Here is a 20,667-nt window from a genome sequence, read left to right as displayed (position 1 = left end):
TCAGACCAGTTCGATTTCGTAGCGTTCGATGACCGTGTTGGCCAACAGCTTTTCGCACATCTGGGTCACGTCGGCCTCGGTCGCGCCTTCGGCCAGTTCCAGGTCGATCACTTTGCCCTGGCGCACGCCTTCGACCTGATCGAAGCCCATAGCGCCCAATGCATGACGCACCGCTTCACCCTGCGGGTCCAGAACCCCGTTCTTGAGCATCACATGCACCCGTGCTTTCATTCCTGCAACTCCAGCTAAGGGCCTTCGGTCACGGCCCGTTCCGTTGCGCGGGGGATAGCGCGCCTTTGGCCATTCGACAACCCTTGTCCGCACGCAGTTTGCCGCAGGTCCGTCGGCAAATAAAAAACGCCGCAATTAGATGCGGCGTTTCAAAGTCAGAATGAGAGCATGCCTCAATTGATGAGTGTGGGCTTGGTCACATTGCTTTTGGGAAGGACGCCCAGACGACGCGCCACCTCTGAATAGGCATCTGTCAGGCTGCCCAAATCGCGGCGGAACACGTCCTTGTCCAATTTCTGGCCCGTTTCAATATCCCACAGGCGGCAACTGTCCGGGCTGATCTCGTCGGCTACGATCAGGCGTTGGAAATCGCCTTCGAAAACACGGCCGATCTCGATCTTGAAGTCGACCAGGCGGATACCCACTGCCAGCATCATGCCGCTCATGAAGTCGTTCACACGCAACGCAAGACTAAGGATATCGTCCATATCCTGCTGGCTGGCCCAACCGAATGCTGCAATGTGCTCTTCAGTTACCAGCGGGTCACCCAGAGCGTCATCCTTATAGCAATACTCAACAATAGGACGCGGCAACTGCGTTCCCTCAGCAATTCCAAGACGCTTGGACATGGTTCCGGCCGCATAATTGCGCACGATCACTTCAAGGGGCACGATCTCGCAGCTACGAACCAGTTGTTCGCGCATGTTGAGGCGACGAATGAAATGGGTCGGCACGCCTATCTGGTTCAGGCCGTTCATGAAGAATTCGCTCAGGCGGTTGTTCAGAACGCCCTTGCCGTCGATGACATCCTTCTTTTCCGCGTTGAACGCGGTGGCGTCATCCTTGAAATACTGCACAATGGTACCCGGCTCGGGGCCTTCATACAAAATCTTGGCTTTGCCTTCGTAGATTTTCTTGCGACGCGCCATAAGCGACCCTTCCAGACTGTTGAGCCGGGGATTTCCCATGCTTCTTGGCGCTCTCATAGTCCAAGCCCCACTTTCCCGCAAGTTCGACGACCCGAGGGTCTTTGACGCAGCGCAAATACCTTGCGTCCGGGCGCAGCTATAGTCATATCATCAATTAAGAAGATGTAATCCAAGGGGTCCCCAATCAATGACCACGTTTGACGAACGCGAAAACGCCTTTGAAGCCAAGTTTGCGCATGATGAAGAGATGCAGTTCAAGGCACAGGCACGCTGCAACAAGCTTTTGGGCCTTTGGGCCGCGGAAAAGCTAGGCAAGTCCGGTGCCGAGGCTGAAGATTATGCCAAAACCGTTGTGATCGCCGATATGGAAGAAGCTGGCCACGAGGACGTGGTTCGCAAAGTGTCCGGCGACCTTGGCTCTTTGTCATCCGATGATGAAATCCGCGCGAAAATGGCCGAGCTTTTGCCTGAGGCTAAGGCGCAGATTCTGAGCGAAGCTCAGTAAGGCCAACGCCCAACTCATGATCTTCATGAGTTTTATGAATTTGATTTGATGCCCCGTCCATGAGAGACGGGGCATCTTAGTATATACGGCCTTGTTCGGCCTTGCCGACATCTGGAAACCTCAATGACAAACGCGCTCAACACATTTCTGGAAACCAATGATACGATTCTGGCTGATGGTGCCACCGGAACAAACCTGTTCAATATGGGTTTGCAATCCGGTGACGCGCCTGAGCTGTGGAACGTGGATTCTCCCGAAAAAATCAAGGCTTTGTATCAAGGTTCGGTCGATGCGGGCAGCGATCTGTTTCTGACAAACACGTTTGGCGGAACTTCGGCGCGGTTGAAACTGCACGATGCTCAAAATCGTGTGGCCGAGCTGAACCGGGTCGGCGCTGAATTGGGCCGCGAGGTCGCTGACAAAGCCGGACGCCTCGTAATCGTCGCCGGTTCGGTCGGTCCGACGGGCGAGATTATGGAACCCATCGGAAGCCTGTCCCATGCTGGCGCTGTCGAGATGTTCCATGAACAAGCCGAAGCGTTGAAGGCTGGCGGTGCGGATGTTCTGTGGCTTGAGACAATCAGCGCCCCGGAAGAGTTCCGGGCCGCAGCCGAAGCTTTTGCACTGGCCGACATGCCCTGGTGTGGCACGATGAGCTTTGATACTGCCGGGCGGACCATGATGGGCGTCACTTCGGCGGATTTGGCCCAATTGGTCGAGACCCTACCGAACCCGCCCGTGGCCTTCGGTGCGAATTGCGGCACAGGTGCATCTGACATCCTGCGCACTGTTCTTGGTTTTGTGGCCCAAGGGACCGAGCGCCCTGTGATCTCAAAAGGCAACGCGGGCATCCCGAAATACGTCAACGGCCATATCCACTATGACGGTACGCCCGAGTTGATGGGGCAATACGCAGCGATGGCTCGCGACTCCGGCGCAACGATCATTGGCGGCTGTTGTGGCACCATGCCAGCGCATCTTCGAAAGATGCGCGAAGCCCTTGATACCACTTCGTGCGGCTCTCGCCCCACACTGGATCAGATTACTGAAGCACTCGGGCCGTTTTCGTCAGCCTCGGACGGCACCGAAGAGGCCGACGTGCCCGAACGCAGGGCCCGCCGCCGTCGCAGAGCATAAGGTTCAGCGCCCCTCGAATTTCGGGGGGCGTTTTTCCATGAAGGCCACCACGCCTTCAGCAAAGTCTCGGGTTCGTCCGCATTCGCCCTGTAAATGGGCTTCGATTTCTAGCTGCTGACTTAGCGTTTTGTCGTAAGTGCCCCGAATGGCTTGCTTGATCGCTCCGAAACCGGCAGTTGGACCTTTGGCAAGGTAGGATGCGCGCTTGCGCCAATGCGCCTCAAATTCGCCATCGGGAACGGCTTCCCAAATCAAACCCCAATCATCAGCTTGCCGCGCGCTGATCTTTTCGGCGAACAAGGCAGCACCCATGGCTTTAGCGAACCCCATTTGCCGCGGTGTGAACCATGTGCCGCCCGCGTCGGGCAACAATCCAATTCGCGCAAAAGCCTGCAGGAAATACGCACTTTCCGACGCGATCACAACGTCGGCACAAAGCGCTAGGTTCGCCCCTGCCCCGGCCGCAGCACCGTTCACCGCAGCGATGGTGGGAACCGGACAGTTATAAATCGTTTCAAGCATTGGCTCGTACTCATCCCGCAGAGTACGCTCAAGGTCGATCTTGCCGGTGCTTGAGGAATCTCCCAGATCCTGACCTGAACAGAATGCGCCGCCCGCGCCCGTCAATACGACTGCGCGGGCATTGCGGGCTGCGTGTTTCATGGCATGTGTGACTTCGGCCCGCATCTGCGCGGTCATCGCATTCATTTTGTCTGGCCGGTTCAAGGTGACTACTGCCAGATCGTCAGCAACGTCCAATAACAGCGTTTCGTAGTCCATGCGTTCCTCCCGTTCGTCCTGGATTTCTCGCAACCCTGACGCAATTACCTTGACAGGGAAAGCCCGACGACCCGTTAGTCCTTAAGAATTTGTTCTAACCGCTCTTTTTCAGCGTCGGTCAGGGCCTCACCGCCTGTGGATTGTTGCGCGTTTGACCGCTTGCGCACAAAGTTCCAACCCAGACCCGCAGCAATCAGCAGCATGATTGGACCGGCCAGCCACAGCACAAGGTTTGCCCCAGAAGAGGTAGGCTTCAACAGAACGTATTCACCGTAGCGATCCACGATGAATTCAATCGCCTCATCATCGGTGTCGCCTGCGACCAGTCTTTCCCTAACCAAAAGGCGCAGGTCACGCGCAAGGTCGGCATTGCTTTCATCAATACTCTCGTTTCGGCACACAAGGCATCGCAGACCCGTGCTCAGGTCGCGCGCGCGCTGTTCCAGAACCGGATCATCCAGAACTTCGTCCGGTTGAACCGCCCACGCAGGCGATGCAAGAAACGCGAGGATCAAAAACAGTCGTTTCATTCTGCGGGAACTCCACCCGAAGGGGCCTTGCGCGCACCTGCCGCAACACGGAAGCGGCGGTCCGACAAGCTTATGAAGCCACCAAGGGCCATAAGAATACACCCACCCCAAATCCAGTTGGCCAGAGGTTTGATATAGGTCCGCATCACCCAGCCACCGTCAGCCTGTTGATCACCGATCACGACATATACGTCGCGTAGAAAACGATAGTCGATTGCCGCTTCGGTAGTGGGCATTCTGGCAACCGGATAGTCTCGTTTCTCTGGGTATAGGGTTGCAACGGGTCGTCCGTCCTTTTCCACCAGAACCTCGGCCATGGTTGAGAAGTAGTTCGGCCCCTCTACCCGCCGGACATCTTCCAATGTGAATGTAAACTGTCCCACATCGAATGGTTTTGCCGGTTGGGCGACACGAATATCCTCAACCTCCCACGCGGTAAGGCCCGCTATGGCAAACATTGTAACGCCAAGCCCGGTGTGTGCGACGGCCTTGCCCCAATCCGCGCCAGGAAGGCGAAACAGGCGCGACAGGTTGCCTTTGCGCCCGGTGCGGCTCCAAAGATCCACGGCTGCGCCAAAGGTAATCCATGCACCCAGAAACAGACCTGCAGGCCCCAATGAACTGCGACCCGTCTGCATCGCCCAGACCAACAGCGCCAGAGCCACCGCCAGAACAAAGGCAAAGCGCAATGAATAGGCGGCTTTCGCAATCTTGCCCCGTTTCCATGGAAGCATGGCCCCAACAGGAAGGGCAATTCCCAAAGCGATCATGAAGGGCGTGAAGGCCGCGTTGAAGAACGGCGGACCAACCGAAAGTTTCCGGTCAAACGCCATTTCCGCCACCATCGGCCACATCGTTCCGAAGAATACGACAAAGCAACTTACGGCCAGCAGGATGTTATTGAGAACCAGCGCACTTTCCCGGCTGACCATGCCAAAGACGCCCTTTGCCTCCATCGCCTGAGCACGGGCCGCAAACAGGGTAAGCGCGCCGCCAATAAAAATGACAAGAATGAACAGGATGAACACACCGCGTTCCGGGTCATTCGCAAAGGCATGAACGGATGTCAGCAGGCCGGATCGAACGATAAACGTCCCGATAAGCGAAAAGCCAAAGGCAATGATGGCCAGAAGGATCGTCCAGCTTTTCAAAGCTTCGCGTTTTTCGACAACGATGGCGGAATGCAACAAGGCTGCAGCCAGAAGCCATGGCATGAACGAGGCATTTTCAACCGGGTCCCAGAACCAAAAACCGCCCCAGCCCAGTTCATAATACGCCCACCACGATCCCAGAGCGATGCCAATCGTCAGAAAAATCCATGCCGCCAAAGTCCATGGCCGAACCCAGCGGCCCCATGCGGCGTCGATACGCCCCTCGATCAAGGCGGCGACGGCAAAGCTGAACGCCATGCTCAGGCCCACATAGCCCAGATACAAAAACGGCGGGTGAAACGCTAAGCCCGGATCCTGCAACAATGGGTTCAGGTCCTGCCCGTCGAACGGAGCGACGATGAGCCGGTCGAAAGGATTAGAGGTGAACAAGATGAATGCATAAAACGCGACACCGATGGCGGCCTGTACTGACAGTACACGGGCCTTGAGTGTGGGTGGCAAACCTGCACCAAAGAAGGCAGCCATTGCACCAAACAGTGCAACGATAAGAACCCACAGAAGCATCGACCCCTCATGGTTTCCCCAGGTTCCGCTGATCTTGTACAGCATCGGCTTCAGAGAGTGGCTGTTTTCCACCACGATGCGTAGCGAAAAGTCAGAGGTCGCAAAGGCCCAGACCAGCGCGCCAAAAGAAAATGAGACCAGCGCGAATTGCGCAATTGCAGCCGTTTCACCGAACTTCATCCAACCCGTCCAGCGGTAGCCCGCGCCAATAAGTGGAAAAACCGTCTGAACGATTGCGACGAGAAAGGCGAGTATCAGGGTGAAGTGACCGAGTTCAGTAATCATGGCCCCGCATATAATCCTGATGCGGGGCGATAACCAATAACTTTCGCCCCGTAGGGGCGCACATAGTGTCGCGGCTTCAGCCGGATCGCTGATGCCGCCAATCCTCTAGCGCGCGGTTCGCATCGGGCCGAAGCGCGTTTTCCGCCAATTCGGCGTCAGTGCCGGGGTCTGCGGAACCTATGGCCTCGGTACGCAATCCCTCAATTAGCATAATATTTTCAACGACTTGGGGCGCACGCTTAATTGCCGCGGATAGCTCTCGTTGTAAATCTTGTGCCTTGGCCTGATGGCGGGCGCCAAAATAATAGGACACGATCACACCCAACAACCACCACAACGGCTCAGGGACCAACGAAATCCCCTGCATCCGGGCTGCGAACCAAAGCGGATCAACCATTGCGGCGACAAACAAGCCAAGTGTGCCAAGGGCCAGCGCCGGTCTTGGTAAACGATTTAGACCATCCAGAACCCGATCGTACCTGCTTTTGTTGGCCGCGCGGAATTCGGTGCCGAATTGAAGCATTGCCTGTTGTTGTAAGGTCAGATCACGAACGGCCGCGTTTTCAGCATTTTGGCGAAAAACCTCAGTTGTTTCGCGCACCACGTTCCTTCCGCCGCCAAAGAGGAACGTCAAAACCTCGGATATCAGTCCCATCCCGCAACCCTTGTCTGAAACTCTGCATCACTCAGATGGTAGACCGGCGAGATGAACTCCTCAGCCCGGCGTATCCAGCCACCTTTGCCGCCCGCCCGCGTCCGTGCATATTTTCTGGCCGAGGGTCGGTGGTCTGCTAATCGGAAGTAATAGTTCCTCCGGGCCACGCCATAGGCGTCTTTCAAAACCACAGGCTCTGGCCGCGATGCCTTTTGTGCGGCGTCTGCTGTCTGCGGTCCAACGACCCCATCTACGGCCAGTGAAAACCCCATATCGCGCAGTAATATCTGCAATATTTTAACAGCTTGCGCGCCAGAGTTGACGTGCATGTCGAATAACGAAGGCTGAAGATCAAATGGCAAAAGCCCCAGACGCGGACCCTTGAAGTAGTGGGTTACAAAAATGTCGACCGCCTGTGATTTGGTGAGCAGCCTCACATCTTCCCTGTTTATCTTTCCGTCACCAGAAAGGTCCAAACCAAGTCGTCGCGTTGTGTGGATTGTAACGCCATACTTGGTTGCGCCGCCCGGGTCGTCTGGGTCATCTACAAACCCGCCCTCTCGGGCTACAATCTGTGTTGCGATTTGTCGAACCGTCTGCACCGCACCCTCCTTCAAAGTGTGAGGGAACGGTCAGTCAAAAGTGTTAAGTCCGGGAAACAAGAAAGGGCGCTGAATAGTCTTCCTACGCAACGCCCTTTTACCTAATGGAAAATCGTCGGATCAGCCTTCGTCGGCGTGTTGATATACGCCTTGTTCCTTGAGGGCATCCACTACCTCTTTCGGCATGTAAGTTTCATCATGTTTTGCAAGAATTTCAGTGGCTTCAAAGACACCGTTTACGTAACTTCCGGTGCCGACCATGCCCTGATTTTCCGAAAACAGGTCTGGCAGAACACCCGTAAAGGCGACCGGTACGCTTTCTCCGCCATCCGTCACAACAAATGTCACTGTTTCACCCTGACCGCGAACAATCGAGCCTTCTTCGACAAGGCCACCGATCCGAAACACTTCGGTAGGTTTGGGTGGTTCAGCGATCACTTCACTGGGCGAGCGGAAAAAGTTGATACCGTCCTGCAATGCCCAACCAATCAACACCGTCGAAGACACCAAGGCCACAACGGCCAGCAGAATGATTTGTACGCGACGACGTTTCTTGAGTGACTTCATGATATCCTCACGGGAACAGAGGGGCCATCATCAGACCAGCGGTTTCAGCTTCACCTAACATCAGGTTGGCATTCTGCAAGGCTTGTCCACTGCTACCTTTTGTCAGGTTATCAAGTGCACCGATCACAATCGCGCGGCGTTCAATCCGGTCTGCAACCACTCCGATATGGCAAAAATTAGACCCCCTCACATGGTGCGTCGAAGGCGTTTCGCCAAAGGGCAACATCTTGATGAACGGCTCATCTTCATAGGTCTTGGACAATACCTCATAGACACTGGCAGGATCGCCCTTGACGTAGGTGGTCGCCAGAATTCCCCGGTTCGCCGGTATCAAGTGCGGCGTAAACTGAACATGCACAGGACGTCCGGCCAAGGCTGAAAACTCCTGATCAAACTCTCCGAGATGCCGATGCGTGCCGCCAACAGCGTAAGCGTTATACCCTTCGCTGAGTTCCGCGTGCAGCAGGTTTTCTTTGAGTGAGCGCCCTGCCCCCGAAACGGCGCATTTCAGGTCCAGAACGATATCGTCCAGATCAATCACTCCGGCCGAGATCAACGGGCGCAGCACATATTGCCCCGTCGCGGCGTTGCAACCTGTTCCCGCAACAAGTCGAGCTTGGCGAATGTCGTCGCGATGGAACTCGGTCAAGCCATAGACGGCTTCGTCTTGCTGTTCCAAGGCCACATGAGGGTTGCCGTACCACTTTTCGTATTCGTCTGGGTCACGCAGCCTAAAGTCTGCGGACAAATCAACGATCTTTAACCCTTTAGGCAGATTGCGGATGACTTCCTGACTGGTCTTATGCGGCAGCGCGCAAAAACACAGGTCGACTTGCGAAAAGTCGATTTCGGATATCTTGCACAGATCAGGGAGGTCCATATGGCGCAGATGAGGAAAGACCTGCGCCATCGGCTGGCCCGCTTTGCGCTCGGCGGCAAGAGCGGTGATTTCCATGTTCGGATGTTCGGCGATCAACCGAACAAGTTCAGCGCCGGTATATCCCGAAGCGCCCAGAATTGCGATTTTATGGGTCATCTGAGACCTCTTGTTTCTGAATGTCACATATCACGACCGCCGACGTGACGATCTTTGAACTAAGCGGCCAGCCTTTAACTATCCTTGACCTAAGTCAGGCGGCCTCGAATGTGATTTGTCGTCGGAGGAACTGTGTCGCCCGATCACTGACAACGTCTGGCTTCCCGGTTGTCAGAAAACCGCCTTTACCTTCGCCAAGCATCTTGGGATGGCGCTGCAGGTAATCCGCCAGACTCTCCGCGACCAGATCCCCCTGGCTGAACACCTCAACATTGGTGCCAAGTGCCTGCTGGAACGTGTCTGCCATCAAAGGGTAATGTGTACACCCCAAAATGGCGGCCTGCGGTTCCGGCATCTTGCGTTTCAGCGCATCGACATGGCTACGCACCAACGCCTCGGCCAGGATCATATCGCCATCCTCGATCGCATCCACCACACCGCCACAGGCCTGAGCTTCGACGTCCACACCGATCGCCCGGAAAGCGAGTTCGCGTTGAAACGCTCGGCTGGCGACGGTGGCCGGGGTTGCAAACAGGGCAACATGCTTCACGGCGACTTCGCGCGGGGGGCTATTATCGCCCCATTGACGTTCAGTCAGCGCTTCGATCAATGGAACGAACACACCCAGAACCCGCTTGCCTTCCGGCACGCCCTCTTCTTGCATCCGACGCAGGGCGGCGGCGCTTGCCGTGTTGCACGCCAGAATCACCAGATCACAGCCGCGGTTCCACAGATCGTTCACAGCGCTGCGCGTCAGATCATAGATGTTTTCGGCGTCCCGCACCCCATAAGGCGCGTGCGCGCTGTCTGCGAAATATAGAAACTCCACGTCCGGCAGACGTTGCTGCGCGGCGTCCAGCACGGTTAAACCGCCCAAACCAGAATCAAAAATACCTACTGCCATTTGCCCCTTCAGGCGCGATGCCGTTCCTCGAATTCATAGCCGTAGTCATAGGACCTTAGCGGCTTTGGAGACAGCTCATACGTGGCTTTGCGCAGGAAATCCATCATCTTGCGCGTATCCTTCGCCAAAGGGTTCAGAACGTCGCGGCCAATCGGCTCTCCGATGGCGACTTTGACAGGTGTATCTACGCGTTTTTTGAACTCTTTTATCAACAAACCCATACGTAGGGTGCTGTGCAGATGGCTGGCGATCTGAAACAGGCGCGAGGTGTGGCCGTCGAAAAAGACAGGAACCACAGTAGCATTCGACTTGGCGACCATCCGCGCGGTGAATCCCCGCCACCCCGGATCCATCGGGTGGGAAAACGGCTTTGCGCCCGTGCTGACAGTACCACCGGGGAAAATGCCGATTGCGCCACCCTCACCCAGGTAGTTCAAGGCTGTTTTCCGAGTCTCCAGGTTCAGTTTAACCGCCTCTTTCGTGTCATCAAACGAAATTGGCAGGACGATGCGGTTCAGGTCCTCGGCCTTGCGGAACACTCTGTTCGCCAGAATGCGGAAATCGCCACGGGTCTGGGATAGCATATGCCCCATCATCATCCCGTCCAGAATGCCATAGGGGTGATTGGCGATCAGGATCAGCGGCCCAGTCTTGGGAATATTCGCCAGTGACCCGCCAACCACATCCAGCGAAAGCCCGTACCGATCCACCATCACCGACCAGAAATCGCGCCCGTTGGCGACTTCTTTCTCGTACCCGTCGGCCCGCTTGATCAGCCGCATCCGGCCGGTTGTATTCTCCATCAGCTTAATGACCATGCGTCCACCTTTGGTTTCGGCGGAATAAGCATAAGAAATGTCACGAGCGACATGGCGGCGCGAGGGCATGGACGACTCCGGGGTTTGTTGCCTGCTATTTATGTGCAGGCATCAAGTTTGCCTAGATATCGTGACAGGGCTGTGACGATTTACTCGGCTGCCGCGCGCAAATCGGGCCCTCCGCTTCGGATCGTTGCCAGCAGTTCTTCGCGACGCTTGGCTGCTTTGGCCTCGTTTTCCTTCAAAACAGGTCCGAAACCCCGGATATCCAGTGGCAACTGGGCCAACGCAACAACGGCGTCTTTTGTCTGCGGCGTGACCAGCGAAGACACCTCTTTGAAATCACGCTCATATTGCTTGATCAAAGCACGCTCCATGCGCCGTTCCGCGCTGTAGCCGAAGATATCCAACGGTGTACCGCGCAGGAATTTGAACTTGCTCATTATCTTAAGCGGACCCAGCATCCATTCGCCAAAATCGCGTTTGCGTGGACGTCCGTCCGGTCCGGTGCCGCCCAGCAATGGAGGGGCAAGGTGGAAGGTCATCTTGAAGTCCCCATCGAATTCAGCAGCAGCCTTTTCGCGACTGGACAACAGCAAGCGAGCAACCTCGTATTCATCCTTATAGGACAACAGCTTGTGATACCCTTTTGCTGCAGCCTCTTTGATTTCCGTATCTTCGAACGAGTCAATCAGTTTCCGATATCGCTTTGCCAGCCGGGCACTTTGGTACTCGGATAGATGGCTTGCCCGGAACTCGATCAGTTGATCCAGAGTTTTGGGCAGTTCGGCGACCTTGGGGCGCAGAATTTCACCGACCTTTTCGGGGTGCAAAACGGCCCAGCGTCCAATGTCGAATGCCCGTTTATTGCGCTCAACCGCAGTTCCATTCAGCTCGATCGCAGTCAAAACGGCCTCATGGCTGATTGGTAGCAACCCGCGCTGCCACGCGGCCCCAAACACCATCATGTTGGAATAGATCGAATTGCCCATTACGGCACGCGCCAGTTCGGTGGCATCGAACAGGGAAACGTCGTCCTTCAAACGCGCCTGCAATGCCAATTCCAACCTGTCACCTGGAATGCGGAACTTGGTGTCACGGGTGAAGTCACCCGTGACTGTCTCGTGGCTGTTCACCACTGCTCCTGTCTGCCCTGCGCGGGTCAGACCAAGCGTCGCGGACCCGGCGGACACAACAAGGTCACCGCCGATCAATGCGTGGGCTTCACCCGTGGCGACGCGAATTGCGCTGATGTCTTCGGGCCGGTCGGCTAGGCGACAATGAATGTGCACCGCGCCACCTTTTTGCGCCAGTCCAGCCATCTCCATCATCCCGGCCCCTTTGCCGTCGATCTGAGCGGCCTGCGCCAAAACCGCTCCAAGTGTAACAACCCCGGTACCGCCAATACCGGTAATCACCACGTTATGAGTGCCGTGGATCGTCGGCAGAGTGGGCAAAGGCAGGTCAGGCAGGTCAATCTCGGTCGTGGCTTCCTTACGGATTTCCGCCCCTTCCAGGGTTACAAAAGACGGACAAAACCCTTTCAGGCAGGAAAAGTCCTTGTTGCAACTGGATTGATCAATCGCGCGCTTGCGCCCCAGTTCCGTCTCTTGGGGCACGATCGACACACAGTTCGACTGAATGCCGCAATCGCCGCAGCCCTCGCAGATATCGGTATTGATGAACACCCGCTTGTCCGGATCGGGGAAAGTACCGCGCTTGCGACGCCGCCGTTTTTCGGCAGCGCAAGTCTGTACGTAGACGATGACGGAAACCCCTTCGATGTTTCGGAACCGCTCCTGAACCTGCATGAGTTCCGCGCGTTCGAATGTCTCGACCCCGGCGGGCAAAGCCTTGAAGTTCACATCCTCTTTCTCGTCATAGACCAAAGCAACGTCCTTTACGCCCATCGCCTTAACTTCGGCCACGATCCGCTCGGCGGTCAGGTCGCCTTCGTTCCCCTGCCCGCCGGTCATAGCAACCGCGTCATTGAACAGGATTTTGAAGGTGATGTTCGTTCCCGCAGACAATGCCGCCCGGATGGCTTGCACACCCGAGTGGTTATAGGTGCCGTCCCCAAGGTTCTGGAAAACGTGCTGAGTGGTCGAGAACGGCTCTTCACCGATCCAGTTCGCACCCTCTCCGCCCATTTGGGTAAAGCCGGACGTATTCCTGTCCATCCACTGAACCATATAGTGACACCCGATGCCGGCATAAGCGCGGCTTCCGTCAGGCACTTTGGTCGAGCTGTTATGCGGACAGCCCGAACAGAAATACGGAAGGCGTGTTGCGATCTCTTCGGCGTTGTCAGCGCGTCGGGCTGCGGACAACGAATCGAGGCCGCCGCGAATGCCGTCGGTTTCACGACCTTCCTCGATCAGGATTTCTCCTAATTTCTCGGCGATCATAATCGGGTCAAGTGCACCACGCGTCGGGAAAAGCTCTTCCCGGTGCAGCGTACCTGCACCGCCCTTGTACCATCCATAGACCCGGCGCCCCCGGCGATCATCGAAAATGGCTTCTTTGACCTGTACTTCGATCAGCTTGCGCTTTTCCTCGACGATCACGATCAGGTCCAGCCCTTCGGCCCATTCGTGGAACCCGGCCATGTCCAGCGGGAATGTCTGCCCGACTTTATAGGTCGTGATCCCAAGCCGTTCGGCCTCGGCCTCGTCGATGTTCAAAAGTGACATGGCGTGAACAAGGTCAAGCCAGTTCTTCCCGGCAGCGACAAAACCGATCTTGGCACCGGGTTTACCCCAAACCCGCTTGTCCATCTTGTTGGCGCGCGAGAATGTTTCCGCCGCGAACCGCTTATAGTCGATGATCCGCGCTTCTTGCAGATGCGGTGTGTCGCCAAGCCGGATGTTCAAGCCACCTTCAGGCATCTCAAAGTCCGGCGTTATCACCTTCATTCGGTCAACGCTGCCATCCACGACGGACGTCACTTCGATCGTGTCCTTCATCGTCTTCAGGCCAACCCAGACTCCGGCAAACCGGCTGAGTGCAAATCCATAGACACCGTAATCCAGAATTTCCTGAACCCCGGCCGGGCTGACCACGGGCATATAGGTGTCGACCAGTGACCACTCGGATTGATGCAATACGGTCGAGCTTTCGCCAGTGTGGTCATCGCCCATCGCCATTAGAACGCCGCCGTGCTTGGCCGTACCAGCCATATTCGCATGGCGCATCACGTCACCAGATCGGTCAACACCGGGACCTTTGCCGTACCAAAGGCCGAAGACACCGTCGTATTTTCCATCCCCACGCAAACCAGCCTGTTGGCTGCCCCACAGAGCGGTGGCCGCGAGGTCTTCGTTCAAACCGTACTGAAAAGTTACATCGCTTTCGGCCAATTGCTTCTGAGCGCGGATCATCTGCTGATCAACGGCCCCAAGCGGTGATCCCCGATACCCGGTAACCAAACCCGCTGTGTCTAGTCCCGCTTGTTTGTCCCGTGCTTTCTGGATCAACATCAGGCGCACCAAAGCCTGTGTTCCGTTCAGCAGAACCGGGTTCTTCTCCAGATCGAACCGGTCATTTAGTGATATCAGTGGCTGACTCATCAGACGTCTCCCCTCGTCAGATCAGTGTGCTTCATTTATACACATATTAGGTCACAATTCCTGACCTGTATAGGGTTTATCCTCTGAAACATAAGGATTTCACCGTTTGAATGTGGAAGTTGTTACCTATTTCATATAGGCATTCCGAAGGATAACGAAAGTTGCGGCGATGGACTGGGACAAGCTTAGGATTTTTCATGCAGTGGCCGATGCAGGCAGTCTGACCCATGCGGGGGATCGACTGAACCTGTCGCAATCCGCCGTAAGCCGCCAAATTCGGGCATTGGAAGAATCGCTTGATTCGACCCTGTTTCACCGTCACGCCCGCGGTTTGATCCTGACCGAACAAGGTGAGCTGTTGTTCGACGCAACCTCGGCCATGTCCAAACGACTGGATGCTGCGGCAGCACGCATCCGCGACAGTGAAGAAGAGGTTTTTGGTGTTCTTCGCGTCACTACGACCTTCGGGTTCGGAACGCTTTGGTTGGCGCCGCGCCTCCCGAAACTTTACGAGCAATATCCTGACCTGAATATCGACCTGATGCTGGAAGAACGCGTGCTGGACCTGCCAATGCGCGAGGCCGACGTCGCCATCCGTATGAAGGAACCCAGCCAGGCCGACCTTGTTCGCAAACGGTTGATGACCGTGCAGATGCAGCTTTATGCGACAAAGGAATACCTTGCCGAAAACGGTACGCCCGGGTCACTCGAGGAAATTTCGACCCATCGGCTGATTTGTCAAACTCCGGCAGCCCCACAAGTAGGCGCAAGTGCATCAATGGTTCGCCATCTTATGACCTATAACCCCGGGTCGTTGCTGACAGTGAACAACTATTTCGGCGTTTTGCAGGGCGTTTTGCACAATCTTGGTATCGGTGTCTTGCCGGACTATGTGACCCAGGATTTCCCGCATCTGGTTCCGATTTTGAGCGATATCGAAGCCGCCGATGTTCCCGTTTACCTCGCCTACCCCGAGGAATTGCGCCATTCCAAGCGCGTTGCGGCGTTTAGGGACTTTGTTCAGGATGAAATTATTGAACAACGCAAGCAATTGAAGCAAATGGGAAAACTTTAGCTATGCACGAAAGGCATAGCGGACATTCCCATTCATCAGTCTGAAAAATCTTGATCGTTCATAAACTGATCCCTAAATGAGCACTCGAAGGCGGTGATGCTGAAACGCTCATCATCTTCATACCTCCCTGTTGGACTATGGCCGAGCTTAGTGCTCGGCCTTTTTTTTGCCTTCAAGCATCAGAACGGGCCCTGAGTTGGTGAAACATCTGGGAATGCCGGGCACTTAGACCTATGATCCGAAAAAAATACCAATAGATGTGTTCGAGGACAGATTCGATGTTTCACCCATTTCGCCTGCTTTTGGCGATGCTGTCAGTTATTTTACTTTCAGGGCCTCTGGCCGCGCAGGTAAGCGGTACTTCCGGTTCGACAGCCTCCATCTCAATTCCCGAGGATCTGACACCCGAGCAGGTGGACGACCTTGTTGCGCGCATGTCCGACGATCAGGTTCGCGCCATTCTGCTGGAACGCCTCGACGCTGTGGCGGCGCAACAGGCCGAAACCACTCAGGCCAGAAAGGGCCTGATTCAAACAATTTCTGACACCGTCACCAGCATGACCGCCTCATGGCTGGATGTGATCCGAAAGATACCCCTGCTGGTAAGCGCCCAGGTCGAGGCTTTCTCGAATTTCGGAGCGACCTTCGGCTCAAGTGGCCTCATGTCACTGTTTGGATTTACGTTCCTGGCGCTGGCGATTGGGTATGCGGCGGAAAACGTCGTCGGTCTGTGGACGCGCCGCTGGATCAAGGTCGTCGATGGCGACGCATCATCGAACCTTCGTGGGGCCGTGACCTTTCTATTCAAACGGTTCCTGTTTGAGTTTCTGGGCCTGCTGGTCTTTTATTACACCCTCGTTTTTGTCGGACGGCAGTTGTTGAACGAACAGCAGATTGCTCAGGCGGCCCCCTTTGTATTCTACATGATCTGGTTCCCGCGTCTGGGTGCGGCTATTTCGCGGTTTATTCTGGCGCCCAAACAGCACGACCTGCGGCTTGTGAACGTCGACGACCATTGGGCAAAGTACCTGCATCGGAACCTGATTGGCCTGTTCCTGCTGATCGGCTTCACGCTGTTCATTCTGGACTTTAATGCGCTCAATGGTGTCATGCCGGGTGAGTCCCGCTTGGGATTCTGGCTCAATACAGCGATTCATATCTATATTGGCGTAATCGCATGGCGCGCACGCGATGGGCTGTCTGACATGATGCGGGGGTCTGACCCTGACCGCACGCGTTTCGACGAAGAAGTCGCGCGCCTATATCCATATCTGGCCATAGGTGTCTCGGCGGGTACATGGCTGCTTGTTGAATACCTTTCGGCACAGCGCAACCCGGCCGTGTTCGAGTTGCTGGCGCATGGTGCCCATTTCACCACCATGTTCTGGCTTCTGATCGCTCCGGCGTTGGATACGCTGATCCGTGGGCTGGTCCGCCACCTTCAGCCTCCGATGCTGGGCGATGGACCGGTTGCAGAACGCGCCTACAAGTCGACCAAGCGCAGCTATATCCGCATTGGCCGTGTTCTGGCCGGTATCCTGATAATTCTAATGATCGCGAACGCCTGGGATCTGGATCTGCAAGAGATTGCGGGCGGTGGCACGGAATCTGGCAGCAAGGTCATTCAGTTCTTTATCATCATCGCAGTCGGCTACATTCTGAACGAAGCGGTATCTCTGTGGATCAACCGCCGGCTGGCCAAGGAACAGACCGCAGCGGAACAAAGCCCCGACGAGGAAGCTGGCGAAGGCGGCGGTGCTGGCGGATCACGTCTGGCGACGGTTTTGCCCTTGCTGCGCGTGACGGCACAAGTCTCGATCGCGGTAATCTTTGTGCTGCTGGCGCTGGGGGCGCTGGGTATCAACATCACCCCGCTGCTGGCCGGTGCTGGTGTTCTCGGTCTGGCCATTGGTTTTGGCGCACAGAAGTTGGTGGCTGATATCGTCGGTGGCATCTTCTTCCTGATTGATGATGCCTTCCGCGTCGGTGAATATGTCGATGTTGGCGGCACAATGGGAACGGTCGAGAAGATTTCGATCCGCTCCATGCAACTGCGACACCACCGCGGACCGGTTCACACGATCCCTTACGGCGAAATTCAGAAACTGACAAATTTCAGCCGCGACTGGGTGATTATGAAGCTGAAATTCACCGTTCCATTCGATACCGATCCAAACAAGGTCAAAAAGATCTTCAAGAAGATTGGGGCCGAGATGATGGCAGACGAAACCCACAAAGACGGGTTCCTTCAGCCATTCAAATCTCAGGGTGTTTTTGATTTCGACGATGTTGGCATGATCATCCGGGGTAAGTTCATGGCCAAACCGGGCAAGCAGTTCACGTTGCGCAAGGAAATCTTCAATCGCGTGAAAGCGGCCTTCAAGGAAAACGGCATCGACTTTGCCCGCCGCGAAGTGCGCGTGGCGATCCCCGGTTTGGAAGAAGCCGAGAACCTGACGGAAGAACAAAAGGCGGCGGTCGGAGCAGCCGCAGCGGATGCCGTCAACAAGGGCGAAGCACCCGCCTGACCCGGCTCTATATTATTCAATACACGGGCCCTGCACGATTGCGGGGCCCGATTTTGTTCATCTAGACCGCCCTGCGGTGACTTGACCCTTCCCACGGGCGCGTCCTTGCCCTACAAGGCGCGCAATCTCGGCCCCTTTGGACACAGGACAGACGATGCAAGAGCCCGCCATCACCCCGGATCTGATTGCCGCACACGGGCTGAAGCCCGACGAATATGACATGATCCTCGAGATCATCGGGCGCGAGCCGACCTTTACAGAGCTGGGCATCTTCTCGGCCATGTGGAACGAACATTGTTCGTACAAGTCGTCCAAGAAATGGCTGCGCACCCTGCCCACCTCGGGCCCTCAGGTGATCTGCGGACCCGGTGAAAATGCGGGTGTGGTCGATATCGGCGATGGTCAGGCCGTGGTGTTCAAAATGGAAAGCCACAACCACCCCTCGTACATTGAGCCTTATCAAGGCGCGGCGACCGGTGTCGGCGGCATCCTGCGCGACGTCTTCACTATGGGCGCGCGGCCCATCGCGTCGATGAATGCGCTTTCCTTTGGTGAACCCGGCCACCACAAAACCCGTCAGCTTGTGAATGGCGTGGTCGAGGGCATTGGCGGCTATGGCAACTGCTTTGGCGTTCCTTGTGTGGGCGGTGAGGTTCGATTTCACTCTGCCTATAACGGCAACTGCCTTGTAAACGCCTTCGCCGCCGGTCTGGCCGACAGTGACAAGATTTTCTACTCGGCTGCCTCGGGCGTCGGGATGCCAGTCGTGTATCTGGGCGCTAAGACAGGCCGCGACGGCGTGGGTGGCGCAACCATGGCCTCGGCCGAATTCGACGACACGATCGAGGAAAAGCGCCCCACCGTTCAGGTCGGCGACCCCTTCACCGAAAAGCGCCTGATGGAAGCAACGCTGGAGTTGATGCAGACCGGTGCCGTGATCTCGATTCAGGACATGGGGGCTGCGGGCCTGACCTGCTCTGCGGTTGAAATGGGCGACAAGGGCGGCCTTGGCGTGCGTCTGGATCTGGAAAACGTCCCCCAGCGCGAAGAGAACATGACCGCCTATGAGATGATGCTTTCGGAATCTCAGGAACGGATGCTGATGGTCCTCAAGCCCGAGCTTGAAGCCGAAGCCCGCGCCGTGTTCGAAAAATGGGATCTGGATTTCGCGATCGTTGGCGAAACCATTGCCGAGGACCGCTTCCTTATCGTCCACAATGGTGAGGTCAAAGCTGATCTGGTCCTGTCGAAACTCTCCTCGACCGCGCCTGAGTATGACCGCCCATGGGTCGCGACGCCGGAAGCCGAAGAATTGGCCGAAGTTCCGCAGATTGATCCGATCGACGGTCTGCGCGCCCTGCTCTCCTCGCCCAACTATGCGGGCAAGCAATGGGTCTATGAACAGTACGACACCATGGTCATGGCCGACACCGCCCGCACGCCGGGTCTGGGCGCTGGTATGGTCCGCGTGCATGGGACCGACAAGGCTCTGGCCTTCACCAGCGACGTGACGCCCCGCTATGTGCGCGCCAACCCGGTTGAGGGCGGCAAGCAGGCGGTGGCTGAAGCCTATCGCAACCTGACCGCGGTTGGAGCCACTCCGCTGGCGACCACCGACAACCTGAACTTCGGCAACCCCGAAAAGCCCGAGATCATGGGCCAGTTCGTCGGCGCGATCAAAGGCATCGGCGAAGCCGTCGCCGCGCTGGATATGCCCATCGTGTCAGGCAACGTCTCGCTTTATAACGAAACCGACGGTCAGGCGATCCTGCCGACCCCGACCATCGGCGCGGTTGGTCTGCTGACTCATACCGATGACATCATCGGCAACGAAGTACGTGAGGGACATGTGGCGCTGGTTATCGGCGAAACGACTGGCCATCTGGGCCAATCTGCCCTGCTGGCCGAGGTGTTCAACCGCGAAGACGGCGATGCGCCACATGTCGATCTGGACGCAGAAAAGCGCAATGGCGATTTTATCCGCGCCAACCGCGAGATGATCAAAGCCTGCACCGACCTGGCCGATGGCGGCCTTGCGCTGGCCGCGTTTGAATTGGCCGAGGCGGCTGGTGTGGGCGTTTGCCTCGACGAAGCTTCGACCGAGTTTCTGTTTGGTGAAGATCAGGCCCGTTATCTGGTCGCCTGCAACTTTGATCAGGCCGAGGCGCTGATGATTGCTGCAGCCCAGGCGGGTGTACCAGTGGCCTCGGTTGGCCGTTTCACCAAAGACGCGGTTCGCATCGGAAGCTCGGAAGCCCCGCTAGAGGAATTGACCGGGACGTTCCGCAGCAGCTTTGCCGCCGCTGTCGCCTGATCTTAACAGGGATTTGCAATGCGAAACCTGCGCTGTTTCAAGCGCAGGTTTTGTGCGTTTTAGCCCGACACCACACCCTTGCACGCCCCGCCCGGGCACTCTACATCTTGGGAAAGACCTTCAGGAGTTACCTACATGCCGATGAGCGCCCACGAAATCGAACACCTGCTGCGCGAAGCTTTTCCGGATGCGGAAATTCAAGTCGGCGGCAACGATGGTGTACACATGTCCGCCATGGTTGTGGATGAGAGTTTTCGCGGAAAAAACAGGGTTCAACAGCAGCGTGCGGTCTATGCAGCCTTGAAAGGCAAAATGGACGGCCCAGATGGAGAACTACACGCGCTGGCGTTAACGACTAAGGCGCCCGAATAACGCGAGTGGCTTGGGAACTTCTGGCTTTTTCAATTTGGCCGGAAAACCCTTGTTACGACGAAGAACCACCTTTGAGGCTGAAGATTGCCAATATGACTAAGGTGCGGGTGGAAAACGAACGAATTGAACACGAAACTGGCGCTCACGAGCGCTA

At 56.3% G+C, this 20,667-nt stretch carries 18 protein-coding genes; 6 read left to right on the top strand and 12 right to left on the bottom strand.

All coding sequences use genetic code 11. The features are described from left to right. Both purS and purC read right to left on the bottom strand, forming a co-directional pair. A complete protein-coding gene (gene purS, locus GOX75_RS04335; RefSeq protein ID WP_170683997.1) occupies positions 1 to 231 on the bottom strand; it encodes a phosphoribosylformylglycinamidine synthase subunit PurS in 231 nt (76 codons plus the stop codon). A 173-nt stretch (positions 232 to 404) separates the two neighbouring features. Next, a complete protein-coding gene (gene purC, locus GOX75_RS04330) occupies positions 405 to 1,160 on the bottom strand; it encodes a phosphoribosylaminoimidazolesuccinocarboxamide synthase (protein WP_171121706.1) in 756 nt (251 codons plus the stop codon). A 187-nt stretch (positions 1,161 to 1,347) separates the two neighbouring features. On the opposite strand from purC, the gene GOX75_RS04325 reads away from it, so the two are divergent. Beyond that, a complete protein-coding gene (locus GOX75_RS04325; RefSeq protein WP_171121358.1) occupies positions 1,348 to 1,665 on the top strand; it encodes a DUF1476 domain-containing protein in 318 nt (105 codons plus the stop codon). 123 nt (positions 1,666 to 1,788) lie between these two features. Beyond that, positions 1,789 to 2,802 (top strand): betaine--homocysteine S-methyltransferase, encoded by a 1,014-nt coding sequence (gene bmt / locus GOX75_RS04320; RefSeq protein WP_171121357.1) that lies wholly within the window; start codon positions 1,789 to 1,791, stop codon positions 2,800 to 2,802. Positions 2,803 to 2,805: 3 nt separating this feature from the next. On the opposite strand, the gene GOX75_RS04315 is transcribed toward bmt, so the two are convergent. From GOX75_RS04315 to GOX75_RS04270, 10 genes are all read right to left on the bottom strand, one after another. Next, on the bottom strand, positions 2,806 to 3,582 hold the full coding sequence (locus GOX75_RS04315; protein ID WP_171121356.1) for an enoyl-CoA hydratase-related protein: 777 nt from the start codon (positions 3,580 to 3,582) through the stop codon (positions 2,806 to 2,808). Between the two features lie 74 nt (positions 3,583 to 3,656). Beyond that, positions 3,657 to 4,112: a cytochrome c-type biogenesis protein gene (locus tag GOX75_RS04310; RefSeq protein ID WP_171121355.1), complete on the bottom strand. Its 456-nt coding sequence runs from the start codon at positions 4,110 to 4,112 to the stop codon at positions 3,657 to 3,659. Continuing rightward, positions 4,109 to 6,073: a heme lyase CcmF/NrfE family subunit gene (locus tag GOX75_RS04305; protein ID WP_171121354.1), complete on the bottom strand. Its 1,965-nt coding sequence runs from the start codon at positions 6,071 to 6,073 to the stop codon at positions 4,109 to 4,111. Before GOX75_RS04305 ends, GOX75_RS04310 begins: the two co-directional genes overlap by 4 nt. 76 nt (positions 6,074 to 6,149) lie before the next feature. Continuing rightward, complete coding sequence (locus GOX75_RS04300) at positions 6,150 to 6,728, bottom strand: holin family protein (protein WP_171121353.1); 579 nt, start codon at positions 6,726 to 6,728, stop codon at positions 6,150 to 6,152. After that, positions 6,719 to 7,330: a holin-associated N-acetylmuramidase gene (locus tag GOX75_RS04295; protein WP_171121352.1), complete on the bottom strand. Its 612-nt coding sequence runs from the start codon at positions 7,328 to 7,330 to the stop codon at positions 6,719 to 6,721. The genes GOX75_RS04300 and GOX75_RS04295 overlap by 10 nt, the downstream gene beginning before the upstream one ends. 120 nt (positions 7,331 to 7,450) lie before the next feature. Continuing rightward, complete coding sequence (gene ccmE, locus GOX75_RS04290) at positions 7,451 to 7,897, bottom strand: cytochrome c maturation protein CcmE (RefSeq protein WP_171121351.1); 447 nt, start codon at positions 7,895 to 7,897, stop codon at positions 7,451 to 7,453. A gap of 7 nt (positions 7,898 to 7,904) precedes the next feature. Continuing rightward, positions 7,905 to 8,933 carry an N-acetyl-gamma-glutamyl-phosphate reductase gene (gene argC, locus GOX75_RS04285; RefSeq protein WP_171121350.1) on the bottom strand — a complete coding sequence of 343 codons (1,029 nt, stop codon included), beginning with the start codon at positions 8,931 to 8,933 and terminating at the stop codon, positions 7,905 to 7,907. Positions 8,934 to 9,027: 94 nt separating this feature from the next. Then, positions 9,028 to 9,837: a glutamate racemase gene (locus GOX75_RS04280; protein WP_171121349.1), complete on the bottom strand. Its 810-nt coding sequence runs from the start codon at positions 9,835 to 9,837 to the stop codon at positions 9,028 to 9,030. An 8-nt stretch (positions 9,838 to 9,845) separates the two neighbouring features. Next, complete coding sequence (locus GOX75_RS04275) at positions 9,846 to 10,724, bottom strand: lysophospholipid acyltransferase family protein (protein WP_171121348.1); 879 nt, start codon at positions 10,722 to 10,724, stop codon at positions 9,846 to 9,848. An 80-nt stretch (positions 10,725 to 10,804) separates the two neighbouring features. Continuing rightward, positions 10,805 to 14,224, bottom strand: coding sequence for an indolepyruvate ferredoxin oxidoreductase family protein (locus GOX75_RS04270; protein WP_171121347.1), 3,420 nt, complete (start codon positions 14,222 to 14,224; stop codon positions 10,805 to 10,807). Positions 14,225 to 14,393: 169 nt separating this feature from the next. Here GOX75_RS04270 and GOX75_RS04265 point away from each other — a divergent pair, with 169 nt between their 5' ends. The 4 genes from GOX75_RS04265 (at position 14,394) to GOX75_RS04250 (ending at position 20,513) form a co-directional block, all read left to right on the top strand. After that, positions 14,394 to 15,299 carry a LysR family transcriptional regulator gene (locus GOX75_RS04265; RefSeq protein WP_171121346.1) on the top strand — a complete coding sequence of 302 codons (906 nt, stop codon included), beginning with the start codon at positions 14,394 to 14,396 and terminating at the stop codon, positions 15,297 to 15,299. Between the two features lie 278 nt (positions 15,300 to 15,577). Then, the gene (locus GOX75_RS04260; RefSeq protein ID WP_171121345.1) at positions 15,578 to 17,827 is read left to right on the top strand and encodes a mechanosensitive ion channel family protein; all 2,250 of its coding nucleotides are present in this window, start codon (positions 15,578 to 15,580) and stop codon (positions 17,825 to 17,827) included. A gap of 154 nt (positions 17,828 to 17,981) precedes the next feature. Then, positions 17,982 to 20,141: a phosphoribosylformylglycinamidine synthase subunit PurL gene (purL, locus tag GOX75_RS04255; protein ID WP_171121344.1), complete on the top strand. Its 2,160-nt coding sequence runs from the start codon at positions 17,982 to 17,984 to the stop codon at positions 20,139 to 20,141. Between the two features lie 135 nt (positions 20,142 to 20,276). After that, a complete protein-coding gene (locus GOX75_RS04250) occupies positions 20,277 to 20,513 on the top strand; it encodes a BolA/IbaG family iron-sulfur metabolism protein (RefSeq protein ID WP_171121343.1) in 237 nt (78 codons plus the stop codon). Positions 20,514 to 20,667: the final 154 nt, after the last annotated feature.

The organism is Ruegeria sp. HKCCD7251, from assembly GCF_013031165.1.
In the GTDB taxonomy this organism is placed as follows: Bacteria; Pseudomonadota; Alphaproteobacteria; order Rhodobacterales; family Rhodobacteraceae; genus Ruegeria.
The sequence above is the reverse complement of the archived record's forward strand: the minus strand, read 5'-3'. Positions and strand labels throughout refer to the sequence as shown.